Raw genomic sequence first — 20,405 nt, forward strand, 5'->3', positions numbered from 1 at the left:
AAAAGAAAACAAATTTAAGGAGGTGTGCCATGCGCAACACGATCGCAAGGGTTCCACTACCAACTAACGAGCCGGTTTATTCCTACGCACCAGGAACTGTAGAGAGGGAGAAGCTAAAGGAAGCTATTAAGGAAATCAAGTCTCAACAAATAGAGATACCTCTAATCATTGGTGGCGAGGAAATCAAAACGGGCAACACAAGAGAAATAGTCGAGCCTCACAACAAGAGTTCAGTCCTTGGTGTTTATCATGTAGCAGGCGAAAAAGAGATAAAAATGGCCATTGAGGCTGCAATGGAGGCCTCCAAGAAATGGAGAGAATACGACTGGGTTGACAGGGCAGCAATATTCTTAAAAGCTGCAGAACTTCTAAGTGGTAAATATAGATATCTCATAAATGCAGCGACGATGCTATCTTTGAGCAAAAACATATTCCAGGCAGAAATAGACTCAGCATGCGAGCTTACAGACTTTTTGAGATTCAACCTCTACTACATGCAGAAGATTTACGAAGAGCAGCCACTTTACTCACCAAGAGGCACATGGAATATAATGCAATACAGACCACTTGAGGGATTTGTATTCGCTGTTCCACCTTTCAACTTTGTATCCATTTCAGGCAACCTACCAACAGCTCCAGCCATGATGGGCAATGTTGTTCTATGGAAGCCAGCTTCAAGCTCTGTCTATGCACCCTACATCTTCATGAAGGTACTCCAGGAGGCAGGATTACCAGATGGTGTTATAAACTTCATACCATCCAAAGGTTCTGTGGTCGGTGACATCGTCTTCTCATCTGAATATTTTGCGGGCATCCACTTTACAGGTAGCGTTGATACATTCAACAAGATGTGGAAAATGATGGCAGAGAATCTACCCAAGTACAAAGCCTACCCAAGGATAGTAGGCGAAACTGGCGGAAAAGATTATATATTTGTCCACAAATCAGCAAACACAAAGAAACTCATCACGGCCATCATAAGGGGTGCATACGAATATCAGGGTCAGAAATGCTCTGCAGTATCGAGGGTTTATTTGCCCAAATCTATGTGGAACGACATTAAAGATGAACTTTTCAGCGAGATAGATAAGATTAAGATGGGTTCTCCGGAGGACTTCACAAACTTCATGAACGCCGTCATCGATGAGGAGGCTTACAAAAAGATTGTTAACTATATAGAATACGCAAGGAGTGCATCTGATGCTGAGATAATCAAAGGTGGCGGGTATGATGATTCCAAGGGTTGGTTTGTTGAGCCTACAATCATCTACACAGAGAATCCGCACTTCAAGACAATGGAGGAGGAAATCTTTGGACCTGTTGTGACCATCTATCCATATGAGGACGATAAATATGTAGAGACTCTACACCTATGCGATCAGACAAGCCCATACGGACTGACTGGAGCTATATTCTCTGAAGACAGGGATGCCACAAGGGTAGCTCTGGATATACTTGAGGGTAGCGCAGGAAACTTCTACATCAATGATAAACCCACAGGAGCGGTTGTTGGCCAGCAGCCATTCGGAGGCGCAAGGGCAAGCGGAACGAATGATAAAGCTGGGAGTCATTTGAACCTATTAAGATGGATTACACCAAGGGCTATAAAGGAAAACTTTGTTGCACCAGAAAGCTTCGAATACCCATTTATGAAAGAGGAGTAAGAGATGTCGCTTTTTAACAAAAGCGTAAGCATGTTTATAGATAAGGTTCCACCATCAACAGTAGCAGTATTTGCTAAACGTTATATAGCAGGGCCAAATCTTGAAGATGCGGTAAGGGTTACAAAGCAACTAAATGCCCAAGGAGCTATGACAACGATAGACGTACTGGGCGAATTTGTTTCAAACAAAGAGGAAACGGAACATTTCAGGGATTTGGCCATTAAGGTATTAGAGGCCATAGATAGCCACCAACTCGATGCAAACCTCTCGCTCAAACTGACGCAAATGGGCCTTAAGTTATCCAAGGCCCTCTGTCTTGATAACATAGAAAAGATATTCAAAAGAGCCAAAGAGTTAGGAATATTTGTAAGAATAGACATGGAGGATTCAACCTGCACTGATGATACTTTAGAGATCTACAGAAACTACAGGGATGAATTCAACATAGGCACTGTGCTTCAAGCCTACATGAGACGTACCATAAACGACATAGAAAAACTCTCAGACGGAAGGCTAAACTTTAGACTATGTAAAGGCATCTACATAGAACCAAGAAAAATAGCCTACCAAGAAAAAGACATTGTAAGGGATAATTACACCTATTGCCTTGAAACACTCTTTAAAAAGAAAGCCTATGTGGGCATAGCAACTCACGACGAATATCTCGTATTTCACGCAGAAAGACTTATAAGAGAATACGGCCTTAAACGGAATGAATATGAATATCAGATGTTACTTGGCGTTGATGAAGAACTCAGGGAAATCATCCTAAGCAGAGGACATCGCTTAAGGGTTTATGTGCCGTTTGGCAGGGATTGGCTACCCTATTCAATAAGAAGGCTTAAAGAAAACCCAAATCTCATTAAATCGGCTTTGGAAGGATACCTAAGGTGATAACAATAGCCCCGCTTTAGTGCGGGGTTATCTCTTTTTCGTAGATGCGATAAGTCTTGTAGTGTTCAGCCCCCATTTTTAGTATGGGTTTATTGATAGCCTCATTATCTTCAAGCGTCCAGGAGAGTTCACCACCCTTACCGCCCCTTTTTTCTACCACTTCGAAGCTTTTTACATACAATAACAAATCAACACCCAGCTTTCTGCACTCTGGCAAAACGCCAAGCGTTATCAACCTGTAGTTATCTATCTTTTTTAATCTATAGATTAACTTAAAGGCATTAAACGGCGTAATCTTGCCACCCATACCTTTAAGAGCTTGGTTGAAATCGGGTATAATGGCAGAAAAGCCGCAAGGATGTCCATCCTTTTGGGCTATAATTATCAACTCTTCAGGCACCATAGTTTTGAAATCTTTTGTTCCGTAGTAAAATTCCTCAAATGTAGGTGGCACAAAGCCCCAATTATCTTTCCATGCCTCACAGTAAAGTTTATGTATAACCCTAAGGTCATTTTCAAAGTTTTTCTTTGAAAACGATCTTAACTGTATAGAAAATTTCTTTTGAGCATACAGGGAAAGCCTTTTTAGCTTCTCTTTGGGTTTATTTCCCACAGAAAGATAAAAAGCAAACAAATCCTTTACCTTTTTGAAGCCGTTCTGTTCAATTAAATCCATGTAATAGGCCTTATTATACGGCATCATGAAAACAGGTTCTGCAAAAAAACCCTTAACCAACAATCCGCTTACATCATTCATGGAAGGGCTTATTGGCCCTCTTATACGATCCAAACCCTCCTTTGATAAATAATCCTCAGCAGCCTTAAACAGATCTCTTGCAACATCTAAATCTTCAATTGATTCAAAAAACCCAAAGAAACCCACTTTATCGTTATGCATTTGATTATGCCTGTAATTTACAACTGCCGCAATTCTTCCTGCTATTTTTCCGTTTTTGTATGCCAAAAATAGCTTTCTTTTGGCGTTTTTATAGAACGGGTTGTTTTTTGAATCTAATAACTTTTTTTCCTCATCCAAAAGCTGCTGCACATAAAACGGGTCATCTTTATAGATGGTTTTGGCAGGAAAAGTCAAAAATAACTCTAAATCCTCACTCTCGGCTATGCTAATCATATAACCCCAAGGGCTTTACCCACCTTGTAGAGTTTATCTAAGGCAAAATCTATCTGCTCAAACGTATGTGTAGCCATCAAACTCAATCTAATGAGTGCCTTATTTGGCGGAACGGCAGGAGATAGAACAGGATTAACAAAAAGTCCTTCATCAAACAACATTCTTCTCATCTTTAAAACAGTTCCGTTATCGCCAACTATCAGCGGAATTATGGGCGTGCAACTTGTGCCTATATCATAACCCATATCCACCACGCCTTTTCTCATTCTCCCGGTATTTGCCCACAGCTTATCTATCAACTCAGGCTCATTTTCCATTATATCCAACGCAGCTAAAACGGCCGCTGTAGATGCTGGTGTAATACTTGCTGAGAAAATAACACTCCTTGCAAAATGCCTTAAGTAGTCTATAACCTCTTTATCTGCAGCTATAAAACCGCCTAAAGAGGCAAACGATTTGCTAAATGTGCCCATTATTATATCAACTTCATCCTCAAGGCCAAAGTGATTAGCCGTACCCCGTCCGTTTTTGCCTAAGACACCAAAAGAATGGGCATCATCAACCATCAATCGAGCGTTATATTGCTTCTTTAGCTTAACCATTTCTGGCAGGTTAGCTATATCGCCATCCATGCTATATACACCATCAACAACGATGAGTTTGCCTGCATCTTTATCAATCGACTCTAAAACCTTCTTAAGTGAGTTCATATCGTTGTGGACAAACCTTTTCACCTCTCCATAGGAAAGCCTTGAGCCATCCACAATACTTGCATGGTCTGATTTGTCCAATATTACATACTCGCCTTTACCAACCAAGCCAGCTATCGCACCAAGATTGGCCTGAAAGCCCGTACTGAACAGCAATGCATTCCCTTTATTCACAAAGGCCGCAAGCCTCTCTTCAAGCTCTTCGTGTATGTCCAATGTTCCATTTAAAAACCTTGAGCCAGCACAACCCGTGCCGTATTTTTCTATGGCATCAATCGCAGCCTTTTTAACCTTAGGGTGCACGGTAAGGCCAAGGTAGCTATTGGAACCAAGCATCAATATTTTTCTGTTGTTTATTATAACTTCTGTATCTTGTTCTGAGGAGATGGGTTGAAAGTAAGGATAAAGACCAAGCTGTCTAATCTCTTGAGCTTCCTTAAAGTTATAACATTTATCAAAAAGATCCATTCTTCACTCCCCTTGTAAAATGATTTTACTTTCTATAAAAAAAACGCTTTTTTGTCAAGAATTAGAGAATTCCCAAGACCAGATAGGTCCAAACATACTTACCACCTAAAGCAAATAGAGGTAATATCTATGTCTGAGAATGAGAATGATAGAAAAGAGAGTGGAGGCACCAACATGGAAGTGAAGAGAATAAGAAAGATAGTAGGGGCAGAAAACCTGAAAGTAGGTTTTCTGCCCGTTAAATCTTTCTCTTTCTCAAGGGCTGATGCAGCCCACATCCTCTTTTGCATATTCAAATCACTGGATTTGAATATAATAGGAAGACCCATAAAACTCCTAAAGGGATGGAGGCTGCATCATGGATAGTATATACCACACTTTGAGAAAATCAAACCCTGCAAGTGCAAGAATTTTGGTCAGAAAGGTTTTAGAGAAAAACAACGGCAATGTCTCAAAAACAGCAAGAATACTTGGCATATCAAGGGCTACAGTGAGAAGGGCAAGGGATGGAGAACTAAATGACTTATCAAGAAGACCAAAGAACATAAGAAAAAAGATGGACTGTTTTCTTGAAAAACTCATTGCTGAAGAGGCAAAAAGCACAGGGTACAGATACAGGCTTCTAAGCTATTACCTAAAGAACAAATACTCCATAGAGTGTCATCCGCCGTGCTAAAATACACCGCAAACGTCTACTAAAAGTGCACCACTTTTAGTAATTGTTTATACTCTCCTGGAATAATCTTTTTCAAGGAGAGTACTATGATTAGCAAGGAGGAGTTTGTTGTGATTCACACACTGCATTCTCAAGGGTTGTCAATCAGACAGATATCAAAAATTCTTGGTCTAAACAGAAGAACGGTATCAAAAAGACTGAAAGAGGAGGATTTAAAACCGTATTCCAAAAGAAGCTACCCCTCAAAGCTTGATGGTTACAAAGATTATATAAGGACAAGGATTAATCAAGCCTATCCAGATAGGATTCCTTCTACTGTCGTTTTAAGAGAGATAGCTGATATGGGATACACAGGGAGTCTAAGAACACTTCAGAAATACACAAAAACCATCTACGATAGTATTGACCCAAAAAGAGGTAAAAACAGTGAGGAAATAATTAGGTTTGAAACCGAAAAAGGCTTTCAAGCTCAGGTTGATTGGACAACCATTAGGTCAGGTCAAAAGCCCATTTATGCATTTGTTATGGTTTTAGGTTATTCAAGAGCAGCTTTTGTTTATTTTACAGATAACATGCGACAGGACATATTTCAGTCCTGCCACATTAAAGCGTTCGACTACTTTGGTGGAATACCAAAGACCATACTGTATGATAACCTAAAATCCGTTGTAATTCAAAGGGATAAATAGGGACAAAACAGACACGGAATAAACGATGAGTTTCTTGATTTCTCAAAGGGCTTGTTTGTACCGAAACTCTGTAAACCATATAAGGCAAAGACAAAGGGGAAGGTAGAAAGGTTTAATTCATATCTGAAGAACAATTTCTACAAGCCTTTGAGGGCAAAGCTAAAGAACTCTGGTTTGGAGATAACCCCTGATCTTCTAAACTCATACATCTTCTCCTGGCTTGAGATGGCAAACAACAGAATACATGCAACAACAAAGAGAAGACCTTTTAATATGCTGAAAGAGGAGTATGGGTTTTTGACAAAGATACCGGATGGTCTGATTGCCAAAAGTGGGGATAGAAATGACCATAAAATCACTGAAGCCATTGAAAAGACAAACAGAACCTACTCTGATATCGATATCTCATACTACACAAATATAGATGAATACGAAAGGCTCTTGCTTGGGGAGAGCAGTAATGGTTAAGACAAGGATAGAGGAATACTGCAAGAAATTAAAATTAAGCGGTATTCTAACTGCCTATAGCTCTTTATCTGATAGAGCTGCAAAAGAGAATCTCTCCTTCTCCGAATTCCTGTTCCTTCTGCTTGAATCTGAATATGAGACAAGAAACGAAAGGTCAAAACAGACAATCCTAAAGTTTGCAGGGTTTCCAAAGATAAAGACAATAGATACATTTGACTTTTCTTTTTCATCTTTGGATAAAACACTGATAAATGAAATACTAACAATGCGGTTTGTTGATGAAACAAAAAACATACTCCTGATTGGACCGTCAGGCACTGGAAAGACACACCTTGCTATAGCCATAGGCTATGCTGCTGCACAGCATAGAATAAAGACAAAGTTCATAACAATGGCTGACCTTGCAATCACATTGGAGGCAGCAGAAACACAGAACAGATTGGATTCATACATAAAGAAGGTGATAAACTCCGCAAGATTACTTATTATCGATGAATTTGGGTATTTCAAGCTCAATGAGAAACAGTCCAATCTGTTATTCCAGATAGTAAACAAGAAGTATGAAACGGGGTCTATTATAATAACCACTAACCTGTCATTTATTAGATGGAAGGAGGTTTTGAACAATGATGAAGGTTTAACTACCGCTATACTGGATAGGTTAATACACCACAGCTACATCATCAACATTAAAGGTGAAAGCTATAGGCTGAGACAGAAGAAAAAAGCAGGGCTTTTGGATTTCAATCCCAATTCTCAGGGTTTTTAATAGGGAAGGAATGGTGCACTTTTGCAGGGCGTATTGGTGCAGTTTTGGATTGCGCTTGACAGTTTTGTATTTGGGCTTTGATATGAGTTTAGCCTCTGATATCATTATGCATTCTAACTTCTTTGTTTTTTCTTCAAATGCTTTTCTTGCATCAGCTTCACAGAAAAATGCTCTCTTTTGTAATTTCTCAATGAGTTTTGTTTCCTGTTTTTCTTTTTCTTGATACTCTTTCTTTATCGTTTTGTCCCCTCTTGATTTAGCATAACTGTTTTTGTATAAAACCCACTGTTGTTTCATTCCTTCATAATCTACTGTGTACTGGATAGCCTGATAGTTCTCATCAAGCTGAATAAATTCCTCTTCATTGTGGTTTTTGTGCTAAAGCTACAATAAACTCCCCACCAAAAGGGCTTATAAATTCCCCACCCTTTTGGTAGCATGCCCTAATCTTTTTAAAAGATGGAGGGTAAATAAAATTGTTGGGGGTTTGTATGTATTACTCGGTAAAAGCACTACTGAGTATTGGGAAAAATGTCTCACAGATTGCAAGAGAGCTAAAGATTGACAGGAAAACAGTCAGAAAGATTAAGAAAAAGGTAGAAAGTGGGGAGATTGAAACACCCACCATCAAAAGGAAAAGTATCCTTGATCCATACAAGGATGAAATCATTGAGTATTTAAAAAGTGGTCTCTCCGCTGTTTTAATCCACCAGAAGTTAAAAGAAAAGCATAGTCTAAATGTAAGCTATAGCTCTGTGAAACGCTACATCAGGAAGCTAAAGCCAGGTGAGCCCTTCATCCCCTTAATAAGCCCACCTGGCCAAGAAGCCCAAGTAGATTTCGGCTATGCCGGTTATTTCTAATAATAGCAGAAGAAAAAAGAAAGTAAAGTACTGGATATTCTCAATGGTTTTGTCCTATTCGAGGTACAGATACTATGAGCTTGTGGATAACCAAAGTATACCGACATTCATAAACTGCCATATCAATGCATTTGAATATTTCTCTGGTGCACCAAAGGCTATAAAGATAGACAACCTAAAAAGCGGTGTATTGCATGTTAACTTCTATGAGCCTGAAATTCAGCATGAATATGCAAGGATGCTTGAGTATTACAACTCCTCTGCTGTTGCCTGTAGGGTGAGAAAACCAAATGAGAAGGGCAAGGTAGAATCCAGCATAAAATACATAAAGAACAACTTTCTAAAAAGCATAAGAGCGGAAGGAATAGAAGACATAGACACAGTCAAAGAGAAGCTTTTATTCTGGCAGGACAACATCTGTAATGCAAAGCTACACGGCACAACAAGAAAAATACCGAAGGATGAGTTTCTCAATGTAGAAAAGGAAAAACTCAACAGATTGCCAGATAGAAGATATGAGACCTACGATATTGCAAAAAGAACTGTAAACACCTACTCCCACATCTATTACAGGTACAACTACTACTCTGTGCCTGAAAAATACATATCAGAAAAGCTCAATATTAGGTCAAATGGAAAGATAATGGAGATCTATGATTCATCGTTCAACTTAATAGCCACACATGAGCTTTCTCAATCAAAGGGTGAGTTCATAACAAAGGAAAGCCATAAACCCAAGATGAAGAAAAATCCCACAGATTCAGAATACACCACCATGACGCTTGATATAGGTGAAAGCGCCTACCTGTTCTATAAAAGGCTAAGAAAAGAGAAACCTGCCTCATATCACAGGGTAATGAGAGGTGTAATGTCTCTTTCAAAGGGATACCCCAAAGAGACAATGGAGCTTGCATTCAAAAGGGCAATTGATTTCAACTGCATAAGCTATTCCTCTTTAAAAAGCATACTGAAGAATGAGCTCTACAACATTCCCTACGACAAACCAGACTCACCCATAGCCTTAGGTTTTTATAACCCACTAAGAGCTTACGATGAAATGACAGATATAAAAGCAGATATGAAAACAGACATTATGAGTGGTGAGTGAAATGAAAGGGGTGGAAAATGTAAAAGATATGAAAAACATAGAAAGAAGACTAAAGGAGTTTAAACTCTCTGGCATTGCAAAGACACTTGAGGCAAGGAACAGGTATGCCATTGATAATAATCTGACATACATAGACTTCTTAAAACTCCTATTAGAGGATGAATACATAAACAGGCAGAGCAACTCATTTAGAAAAAGACTTACAAAATCAAAGCTTGACACAACAAAGACTTTAGATAGCTATGATTTCACATACCAACCAAAGCTAAACAAGAAAGAACTCTTAGACATTGCATCCTGCAGGTTCATAGAGGAGAAGAAAAACATCATATTCATGGGCAATCCTGGAGTTGGTAAAACCCACCTTGCAAATGCGATAGGATTAGAGGCCCTAAAACAGGGATATAAGGTCTTGTTCATCCATACCAACGATTTAATCCTAAAGCTCATATCTGCAAGGGGAGATGGAACCTACACCTCAATACTGAACCAGATTCTATCATCTGACCTTCTGATAATAGATGAAGTAGGCTTTAAAAAGATCCCATCCAACTATGTGGATGAGTTCTTTGAGGTGATAAGGAGAAGATATGAAAAGGGTTCAATTATAATCACCACTAATAGACCATTTGAGGAGTGGGCTAATATATTTTCAGATGCCGTTTTGGCCTCTGCCATAGTTGATAGACTTGTCCATCACTGCCATATATTCAAGATAACAGGTGAGAGCTATAGAATTAAACACCTAAAGGAGGCAAAAGATAATCAAAACAGTTTAAATTAACAATCCAAGGGGTGGGGAATTTAAATGACCCAAAGGTGGGGAAATTTGGTTGACTTTAACAGTTTTTGAGTATCTCTTTTGCCTGTTTTAGTTTCGATGGAACCCTTGAGATGAAAAGCATGTTGTTTTTCTTAAACTCTTCCATTGTTTTAGAACTAAAGAGGGCTGCATCGGCTATCACCTTTGTCTTTGTATTATTAGCATTCTTTAAAGAGTTAATATGCTCCTTTACTATATTGGCAAATGCCTGTGTATCTATTTTATTACCATCTGCAGGCTTCATCCATATGGGAATGCCTGCTTTGTGTTCTACTATAAGATTTAAAACCACCTGATTGAGCTCTGGATGGTGGTCTCTGCTGTATCCCTGGGTGATAAAGACTGGGGTTGGCTCATACTCTTCTTCTTTTCCTCCTTTTCCCCATTTTCCTTCACTGTTATTTCCCTTTTCTTCTTTTCCATTTCTTTCTTTTACTTTTCCTTTTTCTTTTTCTTTTTCTTCTTTCGTCTTTTGGTTTGGATACTTACCGTCAAGATGAAAGCTTGCGCTGTCTAAGTGTATGGTAGAGGGTGTAAGGTTCAGTATTTTGAGTGCCCTGCTTGCTATCTTTTCATACAGTTCACTTACGCCGTATTCAAAGAGCTTATCTAATGTTCTACCAAGTGCATCATCGTTGAACCAAGGGAAGTCAACATCCCTTCCGAATAATCTCTTTAGTGGTTTGTCTTTGAAGAAGAGAGGAGTTAGGTAGAGTTGCTTGTTGACATAACCAAGACCGTTAAGGATCATTGCCTTTGTTGCTTCGCCATAGCTTAGGTTCTTTGATTTGCTTGATGATGGTATTTCATCATCTATGGTTTCTGCTATCTTTAGTTCGTCTATCATACCAGCTATTAGTCCTAAGTGATCCATGTTCTTGATAACTGCTTTTTGTTGTAACATTTAAATACCCCCTCTTTTTAGAGGGAGATGTAAGCATTTTCTGTTCCGTTTATTCTAAGACCCTTTTCATTCTTTTACTCTGTGCATTTGGGTTTGGTCAAATAAGATAGAGGTTTGAGTGCGGAAAGGGGGATGATAAAACCCTGCTACATTAAATCTTTTTTTCCTTGCCAATTTTATTCTTTCATAGTTTTAAAGATTATAATATTTCTCAGTAAAAAAGTAAAGTCCCGGCCCCGTCTAACACTACTGTCTAACATGCAGCAAAATGATATAAATCTTTAAAATCAGCTTTTTTATTTCCTATTAAAAAACTTTTCATTCCAGCTTTTTTCCAAATTCAATATCGGATAATGAATCTCCAACCATTATAGAATTTCTAAAATCAATATCAGGAAAATCTTTTTTTGCTTGCAATGCCATACCTATTTTTGGTTTTCTACAATTACAAATTTCTTTTTTATAATCATGAGGGCAATAATAAATTTTATCAATTTTAATGTTTTCTTTGCTCAAAACAGATAACATATTTTTATGAATAACCTCTAAATCTTTTTCGGTCATTAGTTTTCTACCTATTCCCCTTTGATTTGTAACTATTATAATCCTATCAAATAAACTATTTAATATTTTCAAAGCTTCTATTACATTTGGTAAAAACTCAAACTGTTCCCAATTCCTTACATAATCATTTTCTATCTTTTTATTTATCACTCCATCTCTATCTAAAAATAAAGTTTTCACTAAAATACCTTTTTGCTTTTTCATAATCTTCTGGAATACCTATATCTATAAAATAACTATTAAAAACTTTTCCTTTTGCTTTTAAGTTTTGAAAATTATTCTCTAAAAACTCTTCAAAAGAAAACTTTTTTGGCAAATTAAAATCATCAAAAATTTCTCTTTTTAATAAATATATTCCTCCATTGATAAACCCCTGATTATAATATGACTTTTCTTTAAAATTTTGAATATATCCATCTTCATCTATTTCAACAACTCCATACCTGTCAAAATCTTTCATTTCTTTTAATGCAATTTCTATTAAATTACTATCTAATTTCATTTTTGACAAATCAACATCAAAAAAAGTATCCCCGTTTAAAACATAAACTTCATCATTCTTTGTCAACCTTAAAGAATCTTTTATAGCTCCGCCTGTGCCTAATTGTTCTTTTTCTATATTATAAACTAATTCAATATCTTTATATTTATCACCAAAATAATCTTTTATCACTTCCCATTTATACCCAACAGATAAAATAACTTTTTTTATATTTTGATTATTTAAAAACTCTAAAATATACTCTAAAAAAGGCTTATCATTTATAGGAGCCATAGGTTTTGGAACATCACTAACTACACTTCTAAGCCTTGTCCCAAGCCCCCCAGCTAAAACAATAGCTTCCACTAAAATCCTTTACCAAAAATAGCTTCTTCTATAACTGAGCATAAAATATGGCCTATTAATATATGAGCTTCTTGAATTCTTGGAGTTTCTCTTGATGGCACACATATACAATAATCACATAAGTTTTTCATCTTTCCTCCACTTTCACCTGTTAAGCCAATTGTAATAAGCCCTTTTTCTTTTGCTGTTTTTAATCCTTCTATAATATTTTTTGAGTTTCCGCTTGTAGAAATCCCTAAAAATACATCTCCTTTAACTCCATTTGCTTCAATTTGTCTTGAAAAAAGATATTCATATCCGTAATCATTTCCAATAGCCGTAATAATGCTTGTATCAGTTGTAAGAGCTATTGCTGGAAGAGCTGGTCTATCGAAATAAAATTTACTAACCAATTCTCCTGCAATATGTTGAGCATCAGCAGCACTTCCTCCATTACCTGCAATTAACAGCTTATTTCCCTTTTTATAAGTCTCTATTAACAAATTACCAATTTCTAATATCTCATCGATTAATTTTTCATTATCTAACATATTTTTTTTTACTTCATAAGACTTTTTTATTTGATTTTTTACAAAATTTTTCATTCTCTCTCCTTTTTAATTCAAAATTTATAATTTAAAATTTATAATTAATTTATACTTTCCATCCTTTTGTTCCTTCTTTTGTAAAATGAAAATTATAAACTTGACCGCCTTGTTTGTTAAGCAAATTAATTAGATGATATTTTTTAGTTGGATCTACCATAAAAAACATAAATCCACCACCACCTGCACCACTTACTTTACCACTATACGCACCATTTTCCATTGCAAGATTATAAACTCTATCTATTTCACTATTTGAAATAGCTGAGCTTACTCTTTTTTTTGCTTCCCAAGACTTTCCTAAAATTTTAGCAAAATTTTTAATATCACCTTTTAATAAATACTCTTTCATCCTCACGGCATCTTCTTTTACTTCATGCATAGCTTCAAGGGATTTTTCTTTTTTTAAGACACTTTCTTTTTCTTTTTCAATAACACTTGCGCTTCTTTGTATGCCTGTGAAATAAAGAATCATACTCTCTTGCATTTCATCAATTATCCAATTTTTTATTCTCAAAGGATTAACGATTACCCTTTTATCTCCATAAAACTCCATAAAATTAAACCCTCCAAAAGTAGCAGCATACTGATCCTGTGCTCCTCCAACTATTCCGATATCTTCTCTTTCTATCTCATATGCTAACCTAGCTATATCATACTCTCCTAATGGTAAATGTAACCATTCTACAAAAGCCTTTATAATAGCCACTACTAATGTAGAACTACCTCCAAGCCCACTACCACTTGGAACATCTGAATATGTAGTAAGTTTAAAAGAGAGTGGTTTTTTAAAGAAATTTTTTACAATTCTATTATAAATTCCTTTATATAAATCCATTTCCCCATCTAATTCTAAAAACTCTTTGCTATCAATTTCTAAATATTCATTATTATCAAGAGAATGAAAAATAATTTTTCCATTGTTTAACTCTTCTAATGTAGTATGAGCATACAATGAAATTGTAGTATTCAATACATATCCAACATATTTGCTTGCATATACATCTAAATCAGTTCCTCCACCTGCAAGACCTAGTCTAAGTGGTGCTTTACTTCTTACTATCATTCAACAACCTTTCAATCTCATTAGTATAAACATTACCATATATAGTCCAAGTAAAATTATTTCTTATAAACTCTCGTGCATTACTTTTTAAATATTCATACTTTACTTTATTTTTTTGAATATCGTTTATTGTATTTGCAATTTCATCAGGTTCATCACTAACTAAAAATTCTTTTTTATGATTTGCACCTATAGGGTTAGCTGCTAAGGAACTAACTACATTGATAGTCCCAAGAGCCATTGACTCAAGTATCTTGTTTTGAATTCCTGCTCCTGTTTGCATAGGAGCAACTACACACAAAGAAGATTTTAATATTTCATATGGATCTTCCACAAAACCAGTAACCTCAATATTTTTATATTTATTTGTTAAGTTCAAAATTTGTTTAGTAGGCTTTGCCCCCACAATAATAAATTTAATATTTTTATTTAATTTATTAAATACATTTTCAACAAACCATAAAACAGCATCTATATTAGGTTGATAATCCATTTTTCCAAAAAAAGCCACATAATCTTTATATTTGTCATTTATTTTTTCATATTCCAATAAATCTTCATTTACCCCATGAGGTAGAAATTTTATTTTGTCATTATTAAAATATTTTATTTCTTCTTTATTAAACATAAAAGTAGAGTCAAATATATTTATCATTTTTTTTTCGTAATTTAATAATCTATCCGCTTCAATTGAATAAACTAATTTCCATAATGGTGACTTTACTTTTTTTATAGATTTTTTATAATTTTGACCAATACTATCAGCCATATCAAATATTTTAGGTTTATTTAAATTTATGACATATTTTGTTGTTCTTACTAATGTTGAAATAATCAAATCTTTATCTTTAGCCACATTATTTATATAGTTTTGAACATCTTTAAAATAATAATAATTAACTTGTAATGGCTCTTTATTAAATAAACTCTTTGAAAGAGAAAAAAATAACTCTAATTTATTTTTTTGAAATACTTTATATGTAGTTGTATATTTTTTCAAAAATTCTTTTGATTTATCACCTAGTTTTTCACTTGTAATAGTTACTAAATGCACTTCATATCGTTTTGAAAGTATTTTTATAAGATTATAATTTTTAAGTTTATCTCCACCTATTGGTGGGTATGGCAATCTACTGGTTATTAATAAAATTTTTTTCATTGTTTCCCTTTGTATAAAATGCACTATTTAAAGCAAATGCAAACCAAAATGGCAAATATGCGAATGAACCAAATTGTATAACTGATGCAAAAGCAAATGCTAAATTATATATGAAATATAACTTGAACTTTGGATTAATTTTTATATTATATTTTAAATATTTTATCTGCTGTTTAAAAAATAAAAATAGAAGTCCTATACCAATAATTCCAGTTTCTGAAAATATCTTTGCATATAAACTTTTTGGATCTGCACTAACGGTAGCAATATCTCCTACAACTTCATTAAATTTTGAATAATCCACTGGTATTAAATTTATATAGTGATTAAAATATTGAGCATATCCACCCAGCCCTACTCCAAATGGATGATCCACAAAAATTTCAAATCCTATGTATGGATAAATTACGCGAATGAATGTTGAACCATCTAAAGATAATAATTCCCATAATGAAGTTGCGTCTAAGAATTTATATATTCTATTAATTGCATATCCTGTATTGGTAGATAAAATGATATTTATTAAAATACTCAATATAACAATAGAAATCACCAGAATAAAATAATATTTTAATTTATATCTGAAAGTAATAAGTTTTTTAAAAATATGAAAAAAATCATAAGATAAATATAGCATAAAAGCTGTTGCAACTATAGCAAATCCTTCTAATGAAAAAATCATTACAAATAATAAAAGCAATACATAAAATGATTTATTAAAATATCCATTTTTACAATAGTAATATAAATAGATGGGAATTGAAAAAATGATTATTTTAGAAGCCCACGACCCCTCACTTGATATCAATTGAATACGACTACTAACTTTTCCAGAAAATACTATACCAATAATATCTTTTAGTGAATGTGGTAATAATCCTTTCATTGATAAAATTTCTACAAAACCAATAACTGCAATGAGTATATATAATACAAAAAATTTATCAAATACTTTTTCTATATTATTTTTTATAAAAAAATATCTAATAGCAATGTATGAAAATATACCCAGAAAAACAGGTGCAATATATCTTAATGATAAGAAGATGTTATCTAACAATAAAACGGACTGAATACTTACAAAAACTAAAAATAAAAGTAAATAAAAAATATCTTTAGAGATTTTTAATCTTATAAGATATTTTAAAGTAATTAAAAAAGAAAAAGGTACTAAAAAAAATATACTTATAGGTCTATAATCTGATGGCATTACAGGTAAACTCATAAACGGAACCAACAATAATCCGAATAATAAAATAACATTTAAACTATTAGATTTTTTTAATATTTCATTCATAAAAGCTCTTTATATACTCCAATATATTCTTCTACAATATTCTCAACGAGTAAACTTTTTGCTTTTTTGATACACTCATCTTGCATTTTTACAATTTCTGATGGGTTGTCTATAAAAAAGTTCATTTTATCAATGAGTTCATCTTGATTTTTAAATAAAAAACCAGTCTTGTTTTCATCAATAGCTTCAATATTACCACCTTTATATGAAGCAATAACTGGTACTTTATACGAAAAAGCTTCTATTATAGATCTTGCAAATGGCTCAAACCAAAGTGTTGGATGAATTAAAACATCAATTTTCTTAAAAAAATCTTCAGGCTTTACAAAACCAATAAACTCCACTCTCTCATCATTGTATTTTTGTTTTAATTTTTCTATGTATCCATTGTAGTGCTCTTTACCAGCTAAAATTAATCGTATATTTGGATTATCAATTTTTTGAAAATTTTCAAGCAGTAACTCTACCCCTTTAATGGATGATATTAATCCAAAATAACCAAAAATAACATTTTTATTATTTTGCTTCTCAAATTCTAGATCAATTTTTAATATAGGGTTATATATGTATGTTTTAATTTTAGCATTTTTAAAATAACCATGTTCTAAATGCTTATCGAGTATAAATTTACTTACACCTGTAACAGCATCTACTTTTTGAGATACTACTTTTTTATTATATGTATAAATTTTACATTCAAGACATTGTTTTTCACAAGATTGTCCATTTTTTAGCATTTTTGAAGTGGCACAAATAGAATAATAGTCTCGTATTGTATGTACTAAAGGAAAGTTTAATTTTTTTATTATACTCCAAAGACTTACAGAAAATCCACCTATATTATTTGTATGACAAATATCTGGCTTTTCTTTTTGCAATATTTTTTCTATTTTATTAAAGGTAAATACATTGTAGTAATCTATAGCTCTCCATATACTTCTTTTTAGACTATTTTGACTATTTGCATCATAACGCCAAAATATATTTGGAATATGAACATAATAAACTTTTACACCATTGATAATATTTTCTTCATCTTTTTTACCCGTAGAAACCACTACAACATCAAAACCTTTTTTTACCAGTTGTTCTGCTAAAAGTTGAGTTGATTTTTCTGCACCCCCCATAATATATGGCGTATAAAGAGTATTAAAAAGTGCTATTTTCATAATTGTCTACCTAATGTATTATTTAATCCATCATTAACAGCTTTCCGAAATATATTATATTGTTCTTGATTTTTCTTATTTTTATATAATGATAAAAATGAAAAAAATAGTTTCTTGTTAAGATTGTAATAAAAATTGCTACTTATTATATTTTTTTCAAAATTGACTCTATTTCTTACTGTATAATAAACCCTAAATTTGTTTCCCTCATTTAAATATGAATAAAATGGTGAAGTTGCTTTATTCTCAAGTTGCCAAGAAACATCTATATCTTCTAAAATACTATCCAATACAACAAAAATTTTTCCACCACTTTTTGTAATTCTATAACTCCATTCATGGTCATCAGCATATAAAAAAAACTCTTCTTTTGGATAGCCAATACTATCTATCAATTTTTTATGAAAAAACATACCTCCATATGGAGCTACTGCTACTTTTCCACTTTTTATATTTGGATTCTCATGAAAAGTTTTTATCCCTATTTTTCTTTTTAAAACTCTTATAACTTTTTTAGGCAAATCTATAATATGAAATCCTAAAAAGCTATTCTTTCTTCCTAAAACTAAATCAGGATTGTCGGTCATAATAGCTTCTTTATATTGTATTCTATCGGGTCTATAAGAGAGAAGTGAAACTTTTTCTTCTTTATTTTCATCTTTCAATTTATTCCAAAAATCTTTTAAAACTTTCAAACTATCTTTTTGTGGTTGATTATCATCATCTAAAAGCCATATAAATTCACACTCTTCACATTTATAAGCTTCTTGTAATCCTCTTTTGTACCCACCAGCTGAACCTGTATTTTCATCAAGATAGATAACTTTTAATCTACTCTCTTTTTCTTCATACTCTTTTAACTGCTTTTTACTATTTTCTTCAGAAGCATTATCAACAACTATTATTTTATTCACACCCTCATTATAACAAGCATCCATAACTTGCTTCAAAAGATGAAATCTATCTCCATAGGTTACTATTACTGCACATACTTTCAATTATTATCCTTTGATTCTTTAAAAAATTCTACTACTTTTGAAAGTTTATTATTTATAAAAGGCGAAATATATTCATCAATAATAAAATCATTAGAATTATCAAGAATTTTAATTGATAATTTTTTTAAATATTTTTTCATTAAAGTATTAAAATCATTAGTAAAACCATTTTCTTTTAATTGAATATTTAATTGTTTTATATCTAAAAAGTCTTTTAGTAATTCAATATAAGCATACTGTTTCAATTTTATAATCTCAGGAGAAAAAGAACCATCACTTAATAATCTTTTTTCTTTTAATTTTGCTTTTATATAATCAATAAGTAAAGGATTTTCAATATTGAAAATCATAACATTATTCTACCCCAAAAGTCAAGACAACAACCTAATAAATTAATGTCTTTTTTATAAAATATCATATTAAGCTACTTTCCTAAAAAATTTAACAGCTTTTTTAGTTTTATTGATATTGTTTTCTAACCATTCATTATACACCTCCATAGGTTTTTTATAATTTAGTGATTGATGAAATCTTTGATTATTATAAAAATTGATATAATTTTTAATATCTTCTCTCAATTCGCTTATAGAGTTATATTCATTTAAATAAATTCTCTCAACTTTTGCACTTCTCCAAAATCTTTCAATAGCAATATTGTCAGTAGCTCTGCCTTTAGAATCCATTGATATTTCAATGCCGTTTTCTTTAAGTGTTTTCGTGTGTATATAGCTTGTATATTGACTGCCCTGGTCTGTATTGAAAATATCCGGTTTTGGATGTTTTTTTAATGCATTTTCCAATACATCCATTACAAAATCTGTATCCATTATATTTGATATTTTCCAAGATAAAATAGCTTTTGAATACCAATCAATCACTGCTGCAAGATAAACTGTTCCAAATTTAGTTTTTACATAGGTTATATCAGCAGACCATACCTTATTTGGTCTATCTATATCCACTCCTTTTAATTTGTATGGATACTTTTTATCATTGCTGTTTGGTATTGTTGTAAACACAGGTTTAACTGCAAGTATCGCCTTTATTCCCATTTCTTTCCTGTATTTCGAAACAGTGTTTAATGATACTTGATATCCTTCTGACAATAATTGCTTCCATACTTTAACCTCTCCATATACACACATAAACTCATCTTCGCTTATCTCTTTTATTCTCTGTTTTATTTTTATCTTTTTTTCATTTACTTTTGCTTCATAATATTTGTAACTTCTGCTTATTCCAAGCAATTTATGCTTTCTGTAATCACTCAATTCTTCATTCTCATCAGCTTGGACTAATCTCCTTTTAGTCGATAAGTCCAAGCTCTTTTATTTTATCTTTGTATTCTTTTACCGCTTTGCTCGGTTCCATTGCTATTTCTGCATTCGCTAAAAATTCTTTTTTCCATCTCTCTATATTCTTTGGAAGAATATTATTATCTTGTGCTATTTGATTTAAACTTTTCTCGCCTTTCAATGCTTCTAAAACTACTTGAGTTTTAAACTCTGCACTGTATTTTTTCCTTGCCATCTCATACCCCCTTTCTTGCCATT

At 33.3% G+C, this 20,405-nt stretch carries 22 protein-coding genes and 3 pseudogenes; 10 read left to right on the forward strand and 15 right to left on the reverse strand.

Translation table 11 applies throughout. The annotated features are described in order from the left end of the window. Nucleotides 1-29 precede the first annotated feature (29 nt). Both pruA and HIPMA_RS08685 read left to right on the forward strand, forming a co-directional pair. Nucleotides 30-1,664: an L-glutamate gamma-semialdehyde dehydrogenase gene (gene pruA / locus HIPMA_RS08680; RefSeq protein WP_013682649.1), complete on the forward strand. Its 1,635-nt coding sequence runs from the start codon at nt 30-32 to the stop codon at nt 1,662-1,664. A 3-nt stretch (nt 1,665-1,667) separates the two neighbouring features. Beyond that, the gene (locus tag HIPMA_RS08685) at nt 1,668-2,558 is read left to right on the forward strand and encodes a proline dehydrogenase family protein (RefSeq protein ID WP_013682650.1); all 891 of its coding nucleotides are present in this window, start codon (nt 1,668-1,670) and stop codon (nt 2,556-2,558) included. Between the two features lie 16 nt (nt 2,559-2,574). On the opposite strand, the gene HIPMA_RS08690 is transcribed toward HIPMA_RS08685, so the two are convergent. Next, nucleotides 2,575-3,690: a hypothetical protein gene (locus HIPMA_RS08690; RefSeq protein WP_013682651.1), complete on the reverse strand. Its 1,116-nt coding sequence runs from the start codon at nt 3,688-3,690 to the stop codon at nt 2,575-2,577. Continuing rightward, on the reverse strand, nt 3,687-4,868 hold the full coding sequence (locus tag HIPMA_RS08695; RefSeq protein WP_013682652.1) for an aminotransferase class I/II-fold pyridoxal phosphate-dependent enzyme: 1,182 nt from the start codon (nt 4,866-4,868) through the stop codon (nt 3,687-3,689). Before HIPMA_RS08695 ends, HIPMA_RS08690 begins: the two co-directional genes overlap by 4 nt. Nucleotides 4,869-4,997: 129 nt before the next feature. On the opposite strand from HIPMA_RS08695, the gene HIPMA_RS08700 reads away from it, so the two are divergent. The 5 genes and pseudogenes from HIPMA_RS08700 (at nt 4,998) to istB (HIPMA_RS08715) (ending at nt 7,470) form a co-directional block, all read left to right on the forward strand. After that, nucleotides 4,998-5,234, forward strand: a complete 237-nt coding sequence (locus tag HIPMA_RS08700; RefSeq protein ID WP_013681235.1) for a hypothetical protein — start codon at nt 4,998-5,000, stop codon at nt 5,232-5,234. Continuing rightward, nucleotides 5,227-5,526: pseudogene (locus HIPMA_RS08705) on the forward strand (helix-turn-helix domain-containing protein); the annotation flags it as partial. The gene HIPMA_RS08700 and the pseudogene HIPMA_RS08705, both read left to right, overlap by 8 nt. Before the next feature lie 104 nt (nt 5,527-5,630). After that, nucleotides 5,631-6,233, forward strand: a complete 603-nt coding sequence (istA, locus tag HIPMA_RS09650; protein ID WP_052297307.1) for an IS21 family transposase — start codon at nt 5,631-5,633, stop codon at nt 6,231-6,233. A 51-nt stretch (nt 6,234-6,284) separates the two neighbouring features. Next, nucleotides 6,285-6,701, forward strand: a complete 417-nt coding sequence (locus HIPMA_RS09655) for a transposase (protein WP_052297308.1) — start codon at nt 6,285-6,287, stop codon at nt 6,699-6,701. Beyond that, nucleotides 6,694-7,470, forward strand: coding sequence for an IS21-like element helper ATPase IstB (istB, locus tag HIPMA_RS08715; RefSeq protein WP_013682654.1), 777 nt, complete (start codon nt 6,694-6,696; stop codon nt 7,468-7,470). The genes HIPMA_RS09655 and istB (HIPMA_RS08715) overlap by 8 nt, the downstream gene beginning before the upstream one ends. A gap of 60 nt (nt 7,471-7,530) precedes the next feature. On the opposite strand, the pseudogene HIPMA_RS09930 reads toward istB (HIPMA_RS08715), so the two are convergent. Continuing rightward, a pseudogene (locus tag HIPMA_RS09930) lies at nt 7,531-7,845 on the reverse strand (IS1634 family transposase); the annotation flags it as partial. Nucleotides 7,846-7,961: 116 nt separating this feature from the next. On the opposite strand from HIPMA_RS09930, the gene HIPMA_RS09310 reads away from it, so the two are divergent. From HIPMA_RS09310 to istB (HIPMA_RS08725), 3 genes are read left to right on the forward strand one after another with little or no spacing between them, the layout of a single operon-like run. Continuing rightward, on the forward strand, nt 7,962-8,333 hold the full coding sequence (locus tag HIPMA_RS09310; protein ID WP_052297347.1) for a helix-turn-helix domain-containing protein: 372 nt from the start codon (nt 7,962-7,964) through the stop codon (nt 8,331-8,333). After that, a complete protein-coding gene (locus HIPMA_RS09315; RefSeq protein ID WP_052297337.1) occupies nt 8,317-9,441 on the forward strand; it encodes a Mu transposase domain-containing protein in 1,125 nt (374 codons plus the stop codon). The genes HIPMA_RS09310 and HIPMA_RS09315 overlap by 17 nt, the downstream gene beginning before the upstream one ends. Nucleotide 9,442: 1 nt before the next feature. Next, on the forward strand, nt 9,443-10,225 hold the full coding sequence (gene istB, locus HIPMA_RS08725; RefSeq protein ID WP_013681411.1) for an IS21-like element helper ATPase IstB: 783 nt from the start codon (nt 9,443-9,445) through the stop codon (nt 10,223-10,225). Between the two features lie 61 nt (nt 10,226-10,286). Here the strand turns inward: istB (HIPMA_RS08725) and HIPMA_RS09460 are convergent. From HIPMA_RS09460 to HIPMA_RS09775, 12 genes and pseudogenes are all read right to left on the reverse strand, one after another. Continuing rightward, a pseudogene (locus tag HIPMA_RS09460) lies at nt 10,287-11,168 on the reverse strand (IS1634 family transposase); the annotation flags it as partial. 318 nt (nt 11,169-11,486) lie between these two features. Then, nucleotides 11,487-11,912, reverse strand: a complete 426-nt coding sequence (locus HIPMA_RS08735) for a D-glycero-alpha-D-manno-heptose-1,7-bisphosphate 7-phosphatase (RefSeq protein WP_013682655.1) — start codon at nt 11,910-11,912, stop codon at nt 11,487-11,489. Further along, nucleotides 11,890-12,579: a D-glycero-D-manno-heptose 1-phosphate guanosyltransferase gene (gene hddC, locus HIPMA_RS08740; protein WP_013682656.1), complete on the reverse strand. Its 690-nt coding sequence runs from the start codon at nt 12,577-12,579 to the stop codon at nt 11,890-11,892. Before hddC ends, HIPMA_RS08735 begins: the two co-directional genes overlap by 23 nt. Further along, nucleotides 12,579-13,163, reverse strand: a complete 585-nt coding sequence (gene gmhA / locus HIPMA_RS08745) for a D-sedoheptulose 7-phosphate isomerase (protein ID WP_013682657.1) — start codon at nt 13,161-13,163, stop codon at nt 12,579-12,581. The genes hddC and gmhA overlap by 1 nt, the downstream gene beginning before the upstream one ends. 49 nt (nt 13,164-13,212) lie before the next feature. Continuing rightward, nucleotides 13,213-14,229 (reverse strand): D-glycero-D-manno-heptose 7-phosphate kinase, encoded by a 1,017-nt coding sequence (gene hddA, locus HIPMA_RS08750; protein ID WP_013682658.1) that lies wholly within the window; start codon nt 14,227-14,229, stop codon nt 13,213-13,215. Beyond that, on the reverse strand, nt 14,213-15,388 hold the full coding sequence (locus HIPMA_RS08755) for a glycosyltransferase (RefSeq protein ID WP_013682659.1): 1,176 nt from the start codon (nt 15,386-15,388) through the stop codon (nt 14,213-14,215). Before HIPMA_RS08755 ends, hddA begins: the two co-directional genes overlap by 17 nt. Continuing rightward, nucleotides 15,360-16,685, reverse strand: coding sequence for a hypothetical protein (locus tag HIPMA_RS08760; RefSeq protein ID WP_013682660.1), 1,326 nt, complete (start codon nt 16,683-16,685; stop codon nt 15,360-15,362). Before HIPMA_RS08760 ends, HIPMA_RS08755 begins: the two co-directional genes overlap by 29 nt. Then, nucleotides 16,682-17,854, reverse strand: coding sequence for a glycosyltransferase family 4 protein (locus tag HIPMA_RS08765; RefSeq protein WP_013682661.1), 1,173 nt, complete (start codon nt 17,852-17,854; stop codon nt 16,682-16,684). The genes HIPMA_RS08760 and HIPMA_RS08765 overlap by 4 nt, the downstream gene beginning before the upstream one ends. Beyond that, nucleotides 17,851-18,852, reverse strand: a complete 1,002-nt coding sequence (locus HIPMA_RS08770; RefSeq protein ID WP_013682662.1) for a glycosyltransferase — start codon at nt 18,850-18,852, stop codon at nt 17,851-17,853. Before HIPMA_RS08770 ends, HIPMA_RS08765 begins: the two co-directional genes overlap by 4 nt. Then, entirely contained in the window at nt 18,849-19,202 is a 354-nt protein-coding gene (locus HIPMA_RS08775; RefSeq protein WP_013682663.1) for a hypothetical protein, read from the reverse strand. Before HIPMA_RS08775 ends, HIPMA_RS08770 begins: the two co-directional genes overlap by 4 nt. A 69-nt stretch (nt 19,203-19,271) precedes the next feature. After that, nucleotides 19,272-20,123, reverse strand: a complete 852-nt coding sequence (locus HIPMA_RS08780) for an IS3 family transposase (RefSeq protein ID WP_245526341.1) — start codon at nt 20,121-20,123, stop codon at nt 19,272-19,274. Nucleotides 20,124-20,157: 34 nt separating this feature from the next. Then, entirely contained in the window at nt 20,158-20,382 is a 225-nt protein-coding gene (locus tag HIPMA_RS09775) for an IS3 family transposase (RefSeq protein WP_013682665.1), read from the reverse strand. Between the last annotated feature and the right edge of the window lie 23 nt (nt 20,383-20,405).

The sequence above is a fragment of the Hippea maritima DSM 10411 genome, assembly GCF_000194135.1.
Taxonomy (GTDB): Bacteria; Campylobacterota_A; Desulfurellia; order Desulfurellales; family Hippeaceae; genus Hippea; species Hippea maritima.

Bases quoted from the DNA above. Each gene is read 5' to 3' on its own strand.
- pruA (WP_013682649.1), top strand. From the start codon at position 30: ATGCGCAACACGATCGCAAGGGTTCCACTACCAACTAACGAGCCGGTT.
- HIPMA_RS08685 (WP_013682650.1), top strand. From the start codon at position 1,668: ATGTCGCTTTTTAACAAAAGCGTAAGCATGTTTATAGATAAGGTTCCA.
- HIPMA_RS08690 (WP_013682651.1), bottom strand. From the start codon at position 3,690: ATGATTAGCATAGCCGAGAGTGAGGATTTAGAGTTATTTTTGACTTTT.
- HIPMA_RS08695 (WP_013682652.1), bottom strand. From the start codon at position 4,868: ATGGATCTTTTTGATAAATGTTATAACTTTAAGGAAGCTCAAGAGATT.
- HIPMA_RS08700 (WP_013681235.1), top strand. From the start codon at position 4,998: ATGTCTGAGAATGAGAATGATAGAAAAGAGAGTGGAGGCACCAACATG.
- istA (WP_052297307.1), top strand. From the start codon at position 5,631: ATGATTAGCAAGGAGGAGTTTGTTGTGATTCACACACTGCATTCTCAA.
- istB (WP_013682654.1), top strand. From the start codon at position 6,694: ATGGTTAAGACAAGGATAGAGGAATACTGCAAGAAATTAAAATTAAGC.
- HIPMA_RS09310 (WP_052297347.1), top strand. From the start codon at position 7,962: ATGTATTACTCGGTAAAAGCACTACTGAGTATTGGGAAAAATGTCTCA.
- HIPMA_RS09315 (WP_052297337.1), top strand. From the start codon at position 8,317: ATGCCGGTTATTTCTAATAATAGCAGAAGAAAAAAGAAAGTAAAGTAC.
- istB (WP_013681411.1), top strand. From the start codon at position 9,443: ATGAAAGGGGTGGAAAATGTAAAAGATATGAAAAACATAGAAAGAAGA.
- gmhA (WP_013682657.1), bottom strand. From the start codon at position 13,163: ATGAAAAATTTTGTAAAAAATCAAATAAAAAAGTCTTATGAAGTAAAA.
- hddA (WP_013682658.1), bottom strand. From the start codon at position 14,229: ATGATAGTAAGAAGTAAAGCACCACTTAGACTAGGTCTTGCAGGTGGA.
- HIPMA_RS08755 (WP_013682659.1), bottom strand. From the start codon at position 15,388: ATGAAAAAAATTTTATTAATAACCAGTAGATTGCCATACCCACCAATA.
- HIPMA_RS08760 (WP_013682660.1), bottom strand. From the start codon at position 16,685: ATGAATGAAATATTAAAAAAATCTAATAGTTTAAATGTTATTTTATTA.
- HIPMA_RS08765 (WP_013682661.1), bottom strand. From the start codon at position 17,854: ATGAAAATAGCACTTTTTAATACTCTTTATACGCCATATATTATGGGG.
- HIPMA_RS08775 (WP_013682663.1), bottom strand. From the start codon at position 19,202: ATGATTTTCAATATTGAAAATCCTTTACTTATTGATTATATAAAAGCA.
- HIPMA_RS09775 (WP_013682665.1), bottom strand. From the start codon at position 20,382: ATGGCAAGGAAAAAATACAGTGCAGAGTTTAAAACTCAAGTAGTTTTA.